At 60.1% G+C, this 12,820-nt stretch carries 10 protein-coding genes; 2 read left to right on the plus strand and 8 right to left on the minus strand.

Going from position 1 to position 12,820, the window contains the following annotated elements; genetic code table 11:
- The first annotated feature begins 34 nt into the window (after positions 1–34).
- The gene (locus ACQRBT_RS06780; protein ID WP_104995347.1) at positions 35–1,912 is read left to right on the plus strand and encodes an O-antigen ligase family protein; all 1,878 of its coding nucleotides are present in this window, start codon (positions 35–37) and stop codon (positions 1,910–1,912) included.
- 17 nt (positions 1,913–1,929) lie between these two features.
- Here the strand turns inward: ACQRBT_RS06780 and ACQRBT_RS06785 are convergent, their stop codons facing one another.
- From ACQRBT_RS06785 to ACQRBT_RS06820, 8 genes are all read right to left on the minus strand, one after another.
- Positions 1,930–2,814 (minus strand): glycosyltransferase, encoded by an 885-nt coding sequence (locus ACQRBT_RS06785; RefSeq protein WP_090367185.1) that lies wholly within the window; start codon positions 2,812–2,814, stop codon positions 1,930–1,932.
- Entirely contained in the window at positions 2,811–3,965 is a 1,155-nt protein-coding gene (locus tag ACQRBT_RS06790) for a glycosyltransferase (protein ID WP_090367187.1), read from the minus strand. The genes ACQRBT_RS06785 and ACQRBT_RS06790 overlap by 4 nt, the downstream gene beginning before the upstream one ends.
- Positions 3,962–4,846 carry a DUF6625 family protein gene (locus ACQRBT_RS06795; protein WP_244701732.1) on the minus strand — a complete coding sequence of 295 codons (885 nt, stop codon included), beginning with the start codon at positions 4,844–4,846 and terminating at the stop codon, positions 3,962–3,964. The genes ACQRBT_RS06790 and ACQRBT_RS06795 overlap by 4 nt, the downstream gene beginning before the upstream one ends.
- A gap of 32 nt (positions 4,847–4,878) precedes the next feature.
- Positions 4,879–6,318 carry a PIG-L deacetylase family protein gene (locus ACQRBT_RS06800; protein WP_244701729.1) on the minus strand — a complete coding sequence of 480 codons (1,440 nt, stop codon included), beginning with the start codon at positions 6,316–6,318 and terminating at the stop codon, positions 4,879–4,881.
- Positions 6,315–7,211, minus strand: coding sequence for an antimicrobial resistance protein Mig-14 (locus ACQRBT_RS06805; protein ID WP_090367193.1), 897 nt, complete (start codon positions 7,209–7,211; stop codon positions 6,315–6,317). Before ACQRBT_RS06805 ends, ACQRBT_RS06800 begins: the two co-directional genes overlap by 4 nt.
- Positions 7,211–8,341, minus strand: a complete 1,131-nt coding sequence (locus ACQRBT_RS06810; protein ID WP_412046592.1) for a glycosyltransferase — start codon at positions 8,339–8,341, stop codon at positions 7,211–7,213. The genes ACQRBT_RS06805 and ACQRBT_RS06810 overlap by 1 nt, the downstream gene beginning before the upstream one ends.
- Positions 8,325–10,082 (minus strand): carbamoyltransferase family protein, encoded by a 1,758-nt coding sequence (locus ACQRBT_RS06815; RefSeq protein WP_065900046.1) that lies wholly within the window; start codon positions 10,080–10,082, stop codon positions 8,325–8,327. Before ACQRBT_RS06815 ends, ACQRBT_RS06810 begins: the two co-directional genes overlap by 17 nt.
- A gap of 144 nt (positions 10,083–10,226) precedes the next feature.
- Positions 10,227–10,547, minus strand: a complete 321-nt coding sequence (locus tag ACQRBT_RS06820; RefSeq protein WP_060755146.1) for a YceK/YidQ family lipoprotein — start codon at positions 10,545–10,547, stop codon at positions 10,227–10,229.
- 173 nt (positions 10,548–10,720) lie between these two features.
- On the opposite strand from ACQRBT_RS06820, the gene ACQRBT_RS06825 reads away from it, so the two are divergent.
- On the plus strand, positions 10,721–12,799 hold the full coding sequence (locus tag ACQRBT_RS06825; RefSeq protein WP_104995343.1) for a TonB-dependent receptor family protein: 2,079 nt from the start codon (positions 10,721–10,723) through the stop codon (positions 12,797–12,799).
- The last annotated feature ends 21 nt before the right edge of the window (positions 12,800–12,820 follow it).

Consider the following 12,820-nt stretch of genomic DNA (forward strand, 5'->3'; position numbering starts at 1 on the left):
GGTCGGTTTTCTCTCTCTGGAATGGCTTTACTGTATGCACTCCAAGCGCCTTAGTTATGGCTCAAATCGCGTTTTCGACTTCCTGGTCCTTTGGATTTTGCCCATTGGCTTGTTGCTGCTCCTGAGCTCACTGTTCTTCGTGTCCAACCGCAACGTATTGCACCGAATCGTTTACATCCTTTTTACCGTACCGACCTTGTTCATGTTTTTGCAGCGTCCCCGAGAGCTCAGGGAACTGCTGCGTGAACCCTTGGCAATCGCGTTCCTGGTCTTCGCAGGCTGGGCTCTGACCAGCCTGCTGTGGAGCGTTGAACCCACCCTCGACAGCGACCTGCTCAAGCGCCCATTGAACACCTTCCTCCTGTTTGGCGGCTGCGCGCTGCTGCTGCATTACCGCGCCGAACTGTTCAAACCGATTTTCTTCGGTGCTGCGGTGATCGCCTTGGTGGTTTGCCTATGCAATCTGGTGGCGTTCGTCAAAGGGTTCGAGCCGGGCATGCGCATGATCGGCGGGCGTGGTGCCCTCGATAACCCGCTGCTCAGTTCTCATTTGTTCGGTTTCTTCTGCGTTTACTGGTTATATATCTGCATGACCACCAAGCGCCTCCAGGCGCTGTGGTTCAGCGTGCCGGCCACGATGATCATGGCTGCAGCCTTGCTGGCTACCGGCTCACGAACACCTTTGGTAGCCATGGCTCTCGCCGTTCTGTGGCTGAGTTTCCTCAGCCGTAACCGCCGCGCAGCACTGCTGATTACCGGCTTGGCAATAGCCCTGGTCGGATTACTGATCCTATACCCAGATGCCATCAGTGGGCGCGGCAGTTCGCTCCGCTTTGAAGTATGGGACCTGGCACTAGAACGCATTGCCGAACATCCTTGGATCGGCCACAGCTACAACTCCGAGCTGTACCTGACTTTCTGGAATGGCTACCAACTGTACGAACCTCACAGTTTTGCGCTGGGCGTTTTCTATTATGTCGGCATCATCGGCTTCATCCCGTGGGTATTCATGCTCGGACGGGGGTTGTATATAGGCATCAAACAACGTACGCAGCCGCTGTTTATCCTGGCATCGGCGCTCTTGGTGTACGGCATCGGCGCGGGCCTCACCGAAGGCGGCGGCATCCTTTCGCGGCCCAAGGAGCACTGGTTCCTGCTGTGGATTCCGCTGGCACTGCTGACCGGGCTGAGCATCGCCCAGCGTCGTCGCAGCCTGCTGGACACACCGGTCAAAACCCTAACACCGCAGGCATTTGACCAGCTATGCTGCAACGCCCACGTAATCGAGGCCGACGGCCTGGGCCCGAAGGTCCTGCGCCTGGAGGACGGCAGCTTCCTCAAGCTCTTCAGAGCCCGCCGCTGGTACACCTCCGGCTGGTTCAATCCTTATTCGGAACGCTTTGCCAGCAACGCTGCGCAGCTTCGCGCACTCGGCATCGTCGCGCCGACTATCCTCGACCTCTACAGCCTGCGCGACGGCAGCACCGCCGTGCGTTACCAGCCGCTGCCGGGGCTGACCGTGCGCCAGACCCTGCAAAGCCTGGACAGCAGCCTGCGCGGCGCTCTTGTGGAGCGTCTAGGCCGGTACATAGCCCTGCTTCACGAACGAGGCGTGTACTTCCGCTCTCTGCACCTGGGCAATGTACTGTTCATGGAAGACGGCGAGTTCGGGCTGATTGACGTGGCAGATATGCGCCTGTATCCGTCGGCACTGCGCAACGCCCTGCGTCAACGCAACCTCAAGCACATGCAGCGCTATTCGCAAGACCGCAACTGGTTGTTCGAGAGCCATTTTGAACAACTGATGCAAGGCTATGCCGCCGTCGCGTCGGCACAAGCCACGTTGAAGATCCGCGAAAAGGCACAGACGCTGCGTCCGACAGAACAGGATACAAGCCCCGCCAGCAGGTGACAGGGCCCGTAGGGGGGTCAGTCTTTTTCCAGCGGGGAAAAATACAGGCGGGCCAGTCCACGCCAGGTCTTCTTGTTCCAGGCGCGAAACGGAATCTGCGCCAACAACTCCCGGGCCAGCTCGCGGTTGCGATTGGACGTCTTGAGGAACATGGAACTGAGGAACTTGTAACGCACCTCGTCATACAACGGGTGATCGCTGAACAGGGCGTAGGTGCGCAGTATGCTGTCGATCATGAAGCGGTGGTTTTTGTAGGAGTTGGTAGCGTGCTTGCGATAGCGCGCCATCACCACGTTCAAACCGTCGATGAAGTAACCCGCGTGAGTGATCTTCAATTCGATGAACAAGTCTTCCAGACGAATCTGCGGGTCGAACCCCCCGACCGCCTCCAGCGCCTCGCGCCGAATCATCAGCGTCGGTGCTGGCGGATAAGGCTTGCGCTCCAGGAACATGTCATCGAAATCGAGGCGCCGGAAGGGTACATCGCGGCGCTGGCGGCTTTCGGGATACAGCGCCCCCTCGGAGTCGATCAGTTCGATATTACCTGCGCAAATCCCCACCTCTGGCTTGCCGTCCATATAGGCAACCTGGGTCGCAATACGCTCGGGCAACATAATGTCATCGGAACCGAACGGCACAATCAACGAGCCCCTGGCGCGTGCGATGGCGTCATTGAGAGTGTTGGTCAGCCCCTGGTTCTGCTGTACGCGAAAATCAAAGGCGTGATGTTCCAGCAAGCCGCGAATGCGCTCGACGCTGTCATCGGTGGAGCCGTCATCGATCACCAGCAGCTCGATGTTGGCATACGTCTGGTTCAGCACGCTCAGGATGCTCTCTTCTATATAGGGAGCGTGGTTGTACGACGCGATGATCACAGTGACCAACGGTTGATTCTGGTTCATACATTCTCTCTGCGTGCTTGAGCCAGTCCCGACTCGATGAGCTCGAGATATTCGCGACGGAACACCTCGATGTCATGATTGGCCTGGAGGTACTGATAAGCCTGTTCACCCTTGCGCGCCAAGGCGTCATCGGGCAGAGCCAGGTAGCTGTCCAGCGCCTGCGCCAGCGCCGCAACGTTGGCCGGTTCGACCGCCAGGCCGCCCGCACCCTCGATCAATGGCAGCATGGCCGGCACGCTCGACGCGATGATCGGCAGTCGCCCACTCATGCCTTCCAGCAGCGCCAGGCCCAAGCCCTCGGCCAGGGACGGCATCGCCCAGATGTCAAAAGCGCGCACATAACGCAAAGCGTTCTCGCGAAAGCCGAGCAAGTGGACACGACCGCTCAAGCCCAGGCGCTCGATTTCAGCCGACAAGTTGGCCTCCTCCCGTCCGGCGCCGATGATAGCCATCTGCGCCGAGGGATAGCGCTCCTTGAGCTGCGCAAAAGCCTGCAGTAAATAAGTATGCCCCTTGACCGGCACCAGCCGGCCCAATGCTCCGACCAAGCGCACCGAAGGGTCGAGCCCCAGCAGCTCACGCGCCTGCTCCCGGGAATACTGCAATGCATCGGTCTGTTCGATATCGATGGCATTGGTAATCGCGTAGGTGTTGCTGTCGGTGAAGCCGCACTGGCAGTCCAGCAGGTACTGCTTGACCGCCGGTGACACGCCGACAAACCGCCAATGGCCGTCAATCAGTCGCTGGGCCTGTTTGCGGCGGTATAAGCGGTCGTACTCGCCAAACCCGTGGGAGATCCCGATACACAGGGGGATCTTCAACCAGCGGTTGAGCTGCAGCAGCATGTTGACGGGCTTGAAGCGGTTGCACACCACTACATCGAAGCGTTCCTTACGGCAGAACTGATACAGGCGCCACATGGCAAGCAGGCGCATGCCTTTGAGGGCCTTGTCGGAAAACTCGAAATACACCGATGCGTGCGCACGGCTCACCGGCTCGCCCGGCCCCGGTCGACCGCGCAGGAAGGCTGCGGTGACCTCATAGCGATCCGTCGGCAGTGCCTTGACGATCTGCTCGGCCAAGTCAGCGAAATCATGGGATTTGACATTGTAGTCAGGCTGCAACTGCAAGACTTTGAACCGCCGGCTCATAACGCTCCTCGATGGAAACCCGTAGCATCAATAATCCAGGACGGTGCAGCCGCCAGCGCCTGGATCTGATCAGGACACGGTGTTTCCACCAATGGCCACTGATTACGCTTCCAACAGACAAAATGAAAATAGGGAAATTCCCGCTCGCCGTCCCGGTCATTGGTCAGGTGTCCCTTGTTCCAATACCACTGGTGCGGGAAGCGGTCCGTGCCGTCGTGCCATTTGATTACGCCGCCGGGCGTGCTGAATGCCTCGACAAACTCACTCTGCCGGCGCCACGGGTTGAGCTTACCGACCAGCTCGAACAATGGCTTAGGAAAGTTCTTGCGCCACAGGAAGATCCTGCTGAAGGCGCCCTCGTCCAGCGCATGGTGCTTCTGATCGGTGAAACGTTGCTGCCAATTCTTCATCTGCATGAACACTTCGCGCTTGCTGGCGGTGTTGCGCATCAGGCACAAGTGGCCCGCCACGCGGCGCTCATGGGTGGAGAACAAGTTGTAGCCCGCCAGACGCTCCGCGGTGAAATAGTTGCGCAGGTTGCCGTAGATCAGGTCCAGATCGCCAAAGGCCCAGAAATCATACTCTTCAAGCCGGTCGGCGTGGATATACCCGAGCGCTGGCTTGATGTCGCACAGTTTGTAAGCAGCCTGAGGGGCAAACGGGATATTCAGGCGCTGTGATACCAGGGCGCAGTAATCGGCAAATGTGATGTGCTCGATGCGCACATTGGTCGGGACGTTGGCCGGCATTGGACAATCACTGAACAACAGCCAGTCGATATCCGGATTGTGACGGCAGCTTTCCAGGAAAAACGGCATCCAGAACGGCCAGCAGCCGAAGTAGGGGATGATAAAAATAATACGAGGGCATGGGTTGATCAAAACGGGGACTCACTGCCATTTACAGAGAGCACTCAGTGCTCTCTCACATTGCCGAACGCTTGGGGACGTCGGATCACCCAGTACAGCTCATGACGACGGACGGCCTTGCGGAAAAACTCGTTTTCTCCCCAAGGTGAAATCGTCCGGCGCGCCAGAACCCGCTGGATAACCCGCCGCAGTCGCCGCTTGAACGGCATCCGCGGTTGCAAGTCATGCATCATTCCAAGCGACATTGCCTTGTCACACTGCTGCTCATCAGTCAGCGATATGCAATAAGGGTGCAAAGTGTACGTTGAATCAAAGAAAGGTGGCAAAGCGACACCACTGCCGGCATCCCCCATCGGCCAGCGATCATTGTCGTGCAAGTGATTGGCGTATCCGAGCAACATGGACGGTTGCCATTCCAACCCCTGCAGCGCTTCCAGCACCGCTTGCTGCGCGCAGATATGGTCAGGATGCGGGTCGATGACCGGATGCGGTAACACGATGACTTCGGGGCGCGCCGTCAGTAACAAGTGACGCAGGTCAGCCAGCAGGTTGTTCCAGGTCGGCAAACCGTCACCATCGGTCGGCAGCAGGAATGGGTTGAATTGGCGAAACAGACGGGTATCCGCAAGGTCCGCTTCCCGCGAGGTAACCGGCACGTCCGGCGCGGCCTGCATGGCTTGCAGTTGCAGGCAAAAATAGCCCAGCTGCACGCAATGGGATTCGGGCACACCGGCCCAGCGCGGTACGGCGATACTGTCCCAGGCACGCAGCCGACCCTTGACGCGCGACGCCTCGATAGCCCCCAGGCCCATCTGCCGGTAATGTTCAGCTTCGATTTCACCGGCGGTCAGGGTCACGATCCACGGTTCTTCGGCCTGGCTGTAAAGGCCGAACGCCGCCAACTCAGCGTCATCGGCATGGGGCGCGACCACCATCACTCGCCGCGTACTCAGGTCAGGGTTGCTCCAGGCCCACAGCTTGGGCGCGCCTTTGAACCGGCAATGACGCGCACGTACCCGCAACTCCCCGGCGAGCAGGGCCGGCGCCAGCCCCGTCAGATTGACATAGCGCGTACCGTTTACACCGCGCTCGAATGCTTGACGGTCGACCTGCCCGCCGCCTGTCAGCTCGACGGCAGGGTCAAGAAAACGCCCCAGCCAACGGCTCTCCAACCGAACAGCCAGTATCAACGTGGCGTCCGCCTTCAATTCGTCAGGCCGATCAAGTAGCAGCCGATCACCCTCCAGCCGCACTCCGGCCAATTGAGCGTCTTCTGCAAACGGGTATTGATAGTCTTGCGACGGCGAGTAGAACAAATGGTCGGCAAACCAGGCTTCGTGGGCGACCCATGCCAACACGGCCAGCACTATCGGTAGCCACCAGGCCACCAGCACGCCAATGACCACCAACAGCAACAAACCGATCAACAGACCGATGCGCTTGTTACGCCGGTGACGCTTGAGCAACTGCTGCTTGCGACTCATACGCTGAATACCTGCACCGGGTTGCACCAGCGGTCCTTATACTCGCGATCGGCCCGACCGAAAGAAAACCGCAGCGGTTTGCCGACTTCTCGCGCCTGCTCCCAGGCGGCTTGGGTATTGAGAAAGCTCAGGACGCTGCCTGGGCTGAATGAGCGGGTTTCAGGGTCGACACCACCATTGACATATTCCACGCTGATCCAGTCGGACGACTCGACCCGGTACACCAACTGCACAGCAATCGGCGCATCGTTAAGAAAAATCACCGAGCCGATCAGCCATTCACGCAGCAACTCGATCACCTCGGCCATCCGCTCGGCACCCGTGGCGACAAAACCCCAGCGACGCAGGAACAAATCGCAGTAGATCGCAGCCAGTTCCTGGCTGGAAAATTCGCTCACCGACCGCACGACACCACCAGCCTCCTCCAACAAGCGCAACTCACGGCGCTGGTTGTAGCGAAACTTCTTCGACAATTCTTCCGGGGTACGCGCCATGGCCAACTGTTCGGGCTGGGGCTTGAGCCCGCTGAAACGCCCCTCATTGAGGGTCGACAAGTAACGGGCCCGGTGACGCAGCGGTGCTTGGGCGTCGACGGCGGCCGGCAGGATCAATTCGGCATTGCCCAGGTCGAAGAGGCCCTTCTTGCCTTGACGCTTGAGCACATCCTTGGACAACGCCAGGTCGCGCCCCCACGTGGCAATGCACGCCTTGAGTTCGTCGCCTTGCTCCCACGCCAGATAGCGCACGGGAATACCCGCCAGCGCGGCCAGGCGTTCGATGATCTGCGGATGGGTGGCGACACTGCCGCCGAAACGCTTCCACGCGGCGCTGTAGGCAGTCGCGTCGACAACGGACCAGCCACGCTCACGCCAGCCTTGAAATCGATTGAGCATCAAGCCCCCGCGGTCAGTTCAATTACGTTGGGCAACTGCCAGAAAGCCGTGTGTACTGCCTGATCCGAGAACTGTGCATGCAGACGCTCCAGCATCATTTCGGCGCACTGGCGCTTCTGCTGCGGGCCCATTGCAGCCAGATGGACCAGGCCCTGTGCCAGGTGCTCGGCATCACCGAAGGGAAACAATATGCCAACGCCTTCGACCACTTCCCGCGCACCGCCGCAAGCCGTGGCCAGCAACGGTACACCGGCAGCCATGGCTTCAAGCAGCACCATGCCGAAGGGCTCGTGGTCGGAACTCAGGGCAAAGGCATCGAACGCACGGAAATACAGGCGCGCATTCGGCACCTGGCCGAGGAACAACACCCGATCGGCAATCCCCAATTCGCGAGCCTGGCTCTTGAGGTCTTGCTCCAGGCGCCCGCTGCCGAGGATCGCCAACTTGCTTTCAGCCGGCAACTGCGCCAATGCCAGGGCAAAGCCCTTGAGCAGCGTGGCCTGGTCTTTGTCCGGGTGCAGGCGACCGACGTTGCCGACCACCCACTCGTCGGGTGACAACCCCAAGGCGTCGCGTGCCTCATCCTTCGACACCTGTTGCGCCTGCAGGGCCTCGACATCGATGCGGTTATACAAAGTCTGAATACGTGCCGCCGGCCATTTCGGCAGGCAGCGACGGATGTCATCACGCACCGCGTCCGAAACTGCCAGCAGGCTCAGGCGTTTCTGGAAGATCGAGGCAAACAGGCGACGACCTCGACGCTGATAGTCACCAAAGGCATGATGCACGCCGATGACCTGCAACCCCGTGCCCAGCAGGGCGATGTAAATGGGTTTGGCGCGGTGGGCAATGCAGAAGCTGAAGTTGCGTGACGCGGCAATCTTGCGCATCTGGGCGATGGCCGACAGCTTCAGGCCACGGATGGCCTTGGAGCTGTATTCCATGAACAACACTTCATCACTGGCACAGGCCGCCGCCACGCCGGGGTCGGCGACCCCGGTGAGGAACACCGTGGTCACCTTGTAACCCGAGCCCGCGAACAGGCTGGCGTATTGCCGCGCGCAGTCCAGGAACGGCCCGTCATAGCCGTGGCAGAATTGCAGGACCTGCCGATCAGCCGAGCGCGTCATAAGGGTCCACGCCGTCTTTGACGACCAGGATGTCTTCCATGATCAGGTACTGCAGGTCGGAACCGAAGAACATGTTCAACGCATCGGTCGGCGAGCAGATCATCGCTTCGCCACGACGGTTGAGCGAGGTGTTCAGGGACACGCCGTTGCCGGTCAGTACTTCCAGCTCTTTCATCATGTCGTAGTAGCGCGGGTTGTATTCGCGCTTGAGCACCTGGGCACGGGAGGTGCCATCTTCATGGACCACTTCCGGCACGCGGGTTTTCCATTCTTCCGCCACTTCAAAGGTGAAGGTCATGAACGGCGCCGGGTGGTCGACCTTGATCATCTGCGGGGCCACAGTGTCGAGCATCGACGGGCAGAAAGGCCTCCAGCGCTCGCGGAACTTGATCTGGTGGTTGATGCGGTCAGCCACGCCGGTGGCGCTTGGGCAGCCGATGATCGAACGGCCGCCCAACGCACGCGGACCGAATTCCATGCGGCCCTGGAACCAGGCTACCGGGTTGCCGTCGACCATGATCTTGGCGATGCGCTGAGGCATGTTCTCGATCTTGCGCCAGTTCGGCTTGCTCTCGTGCCTGGCGCACGCGGCGATCACGTCTTCGTTGCTGTAGGACGGGCCGAGGTAGACGTGTTCCATCTTCTCTACCGGTACACCACGAGCGTGCGACACATAGGCCGCCGCGCCAACCGCAGTGCCGGCATCGCCGGACGCCGGTTGCACGAACAGCTCTTTCACATCGTCACGCGCGATGATCTTCTGGTTCAGCTTGACGTTCAGCGCACAGCCGCCGGCGAAGGCCAGCTTGCCGGTGTCCTTGAGGATGTCGCCCAGGTAATGGTCGATCATCTGCAGGGCCAGCTTCTCGAACAGCGCCTGCATGCTGGCGGCATAGTGGATGTACGGCTCGTCGGCGATGTCACCTTCGCGTTTCGGGCCCAGCCACTCGATCAGTTTCGGCGAGAAATAGAAACCCTTGCCCTTCTCTTTGTAACGTCGCAGGCCGATGACGTTGGCATAGTCGGTGTTGATCACCAACTCGCCATTCTCAAACGAGGCCAGGCGGGAGAAGTCGTACTTGCTGGCATCGCCATACGGCGCCATGCCCATGACCTTGAACTCACCGTCGAGCATCTCGAAACCGAGGAACTCGGTGATTGCACCGTAGAGGCCGCCCAGGGAGTCCGGATCGTAGAATTCCTTGATCTTGTGGATCTTGCCGTTTTCGCCGTAGCCGAAGAACGTCGTGGCGTATTCGCCCTTGCCGTCGATGCCCAGGATCGCGGTTTTTTCCTGGAAGCCCGAGCAGTGGTAGGCGCTGGAAGCGTGAGCCAGGTGGTGTTCAACCGGTTCGATCTTGATCTTCTTCGGATCGAAGCCCAGTTGCTCCAGGCACCAGACGATCTTGTTGCGATAGCGCTTGTAGCGACGGTTGCCCATCAGGATCGCGTCAAGGGCGCGGTCCGGGGCGTACCAGTAACGCTTGGCGTAGTGCCAGCGCGCCTCACCGAACAGGCTGATCGGGGCGAATGGGATCGCCACTACGTCAACGTCGGAAGGCTTGATGCCGGCCTGTTCCAGGCAGAACTTCGCCGACTCGTAAGGCATGCGGTTCTTTGCATGTTTGTCGCGTACGAAGCGCTCTTCTTCGGCGGCCGCGATCAGCTTGCCGTCGATATACAAGGCTGCGGAAGGATCATGGCTAAGGGCGCCGGACAGGCCAAGAATCGTCAATGCCACAGGGGTCTAGCCTCTTTTAGTCTGCATGCAGGCGGGTTGCGCCTGAAAAAAGTGTGCCTCCCACCTCGGCGGGAAACAGCTAAAGGGCGGGATTATAGCTTAAAAGCAGCACAAGACTGTTAGCGGCAAGAGGATCGGCGCGGCTTAACGGTAGACATAGAGGTAGCCGTACTCGACTTGCCGATACAGGGTGTAGGGCAGAACGACCGTGTCCAATGCACCCGACAAGGCGATATCAGCCAACACAAACGGTATGAGCACGCCCGTCGGGTCTGGCGCAGCGTGCAGCAGGCAGAAATCAAACGCCACGCCGCTGTAGATACGAGGAATGGCCGCACAATAGGTTTTTTGCTTGCGCAGCTCTCGGGTCGCTGCGACATCTTCACGCAGCACCGTATTGAGTGTGCCGCAGCCACTGATCGTCATTGAAACCAAACCGACTGCCAGCGCAGTTTTTACGTTCATGGCGAGCCCTCAGAGATGGTTCGCCACGCTAGCACCTGACTTGAGCGGGGTTCAGCCCAGCCCCACCGCTACAACGCGTAGGATGCTTCCGAAATGCGCAAAACCTGCCAAACCACTAAACTCGCGCCCTTTTGCGCGTTTACACACAAAGCGCCTCGCATTTCGGCTGACTCATGAAAACCCTCGCTCGCATCACCTTGCTATTACCTGGCCTGTTCGCCATATGCGATACCGCCACGGCCGACGACACCCTGATCCTCGACCCCAGCGTGGTCACCGGCTCGCGCAGCGCCAGCCCGACGTTCGACCTGCCGTACTCGGTGGACAGTATCAGCCGCGAGCAGATCAGCGACGGCCAACTGGGCATCAACGCCTCCGAAGCCCTGTCCCGCGTGCCGGGCCTGGTGGTGCAGAACCGTCAGAACTATGCGCAGGACCTGCAGATTTCTTCCCGCGGCTTCGGCGCACGCTCGGCGTTTGGCGTGCGCGGCATCAAATTGATTGCCGACGGCATTCCCGCCAGCACCCCGGACGGCCAGGGCCAGGCGGCCACGTTCAACCTCGACACCGCCGAGCGCATTGAAGTGCTGCGCGGCCCGGCAGCCACGCTGTACGGCAGCAACGCCGGCGGGGTGGTCCAGATGTTCTCGCGTGACGGCGAGGGCCCACCGCGCATCGGCGCCGAAACCCTGGTGGGCAGCGATGGCCTGAATAAAAACCACCTGAGCGCCGAAGGCGCGGCCAACGGTGCCGGCTTCGTGCTCGACGCCTCACGCATGGACACCGACGGCTACCGTGACCACAGCAGCGCCCGCCGCGACCAGACCTTCGCCAAGCTCAACGTCCAGCCGGATGACGACAGTAAACTGGCGCTGATCTACAGCAGCCTGGAGCAGAACAATACGCAGGATCCGCTGGGCCAGACATGGCAAGCCTACAAGGCCGACCCGCGCTCGGTGAGCACCAGTGCGTTGACATACAACACGCGCAAAAGTATCGACCACCAACAGTTGGGGCTGAATTATGAGCGCTACTTCGGCGATGCCACCTTGCAGGTGAATGCGTACACGGGCCGCCGCAGCGTGATTCAATATTTATCGATTCCAGGTGGCACACCACCCGACAAGCGCGGCGGCGTGGTGGACTTCGAGCGTAAATTCTACGGCGGCTCCCTGCGCTGGCTGCAACCCATCACCAGCGCGCCTGGAGACCTCACGCTGATCACCGGCCTCGACTACGACCGCAGTCAGGATGATCGCCAGGGCTATTCCAATACGCTCGACGGCGTGCATGGCGTCAAAGGCGCCCTGGGCCGCGATGAAATCGACACCGCCACCAGCCTCGACCCGTTCGTGCAAGCCAACTGGCTGCTGGGCGACTGGACGCTGCAAGCCGGCCTGCGCCACAGCACCATGAAGATGGACGTCGACGATCACTTCCAGAGCGACGGTAACGACAGCGGCAACAAGACCTACCAGAAGAACACGCCGTCGGTGAGCGTCATGTACGCCTTTACGCCGGACCTGCATGGCTATGTGAGTGCGGGCAAAGGCTTCGAAACACCGACCCAGGCCGAATCGGCCTATTCCGGCACCTCGAACGGCTTCAACTTCGCGCTCAAGCCGTCAGTCAGCACCCAGTATGAAATGGGGCTCAAAGCCCGCCTCGGGCAGGACACGCGACTCAACGCAGCCGTGTTTCAGATCACCACCGAAGACGAGCTGGTGGTGCAACAATCCAGCGGCGGTCGCACCACCTATCAGAACGCCGGCCGCACTCTGCGCCGGGGCTTTGAATTGGGTATCGAAAGCCAACTGACGGAACAGTGGAGCACCCAACTTGCCTACACCCGCCTGCAAGCCACCTATGACAGCGATTTTGTTGGAGGTGGCAAACCCGTGGACAAGGGCAACTACCTGCCAGGCGTACCACAAACCACCCTGTTCGCCGAGCTGAACTGGAAGCCCCGCGACTGGGTCAGTAGCGCTATCGAAGGCATGTACCGCAGCAAGGTCTACGTAGAGGACACCAACCAGCAACACGCGGCGCCGGGCTACAGCGTCTTCAACTGGCGTGCACGGTTCGAGCAGAAGGTGGAACACTGGACCTTTCACCAGACGTTACGCCTGGATAACTTGCTGGATCGCCAGTATGTCGGCTCGGTCATTGTCGGTGACGGCAACGGCCGCTATTACGAAGCGGCCCCCGGGCGATCGTGGTATGCGGGCGCAGGGGCTGAGTACCAGTTCTAGATTCACCCCAAATCAACCTGT

Source organism: Pseudomonas sp. R19M (assembly GCF_050312585.1).
GTDB lineage: Bacteria > Pseudomonadota > Gammaproteobacteria > Pseudomonadales > Pseudomonadaceae > Aquipseudomonas > Aquipseudomonas palleroniana.

Coding starts and splice junctions, on each gene's coding strand:
- ACQRBT_RS06810 (WP_412046592.1), bottom strand. CDS start 8,341: ATGACGCGCTCGGCTGATCGGCAGGTCCTGCAATTCTGCCACGGCTAT.
- ACQRBT_RS06800 (WP_244701729.1), bottom strand. CDS start 6,318: ATGAGTCGCAAGCAGCAGTTGCTCAAGCGTCACCGGCGTAACAAGCGC.
- ACQRBT_RS06785 (WP_090367185.1), bottom strand. CDS start 2,814: ATGAACCAGAATCAACCGTTGGTCACTGTGATCATCGCGTCGTACAAC.
- ACQRBT_RS06805 (WP_090367193.1), bottom strand. CDS start 7,211: ATGCTCAATCGATTTCAAGGCTGGCGTGAGCGTGGCTGGTCCGTTGTC.
- ACQRBT_RS06790 (WP_090367187.1), bottom strand. CDS start 3,965: ATGAGCCGGCGGTTCAAAGTCTTGCAGTTGCAGCCTGACTACAATGTC.
- ACQRBT_RS06825 (WP_104995343.1), top strand. CDS start 10,721: ATGAAAACCCTCGCTCGCATCACCTTGCTATTACCTGGCCTGTTCGCC.
- ACQRBT_RS06820 (WP_060755146.1), bottom strand. CDS start 10,547: ATGAACGTAAAAACTGCGCTGGCAGTCGGTTTGGTTTCAATGACGATC.
- ACQRBT_RS06780 (WP_104995347.1), top strand. CDS start 35: ATGCACTCCAAGCGCCTTAGTTATGGCTCAAATCGCGTTTTCGACTTC.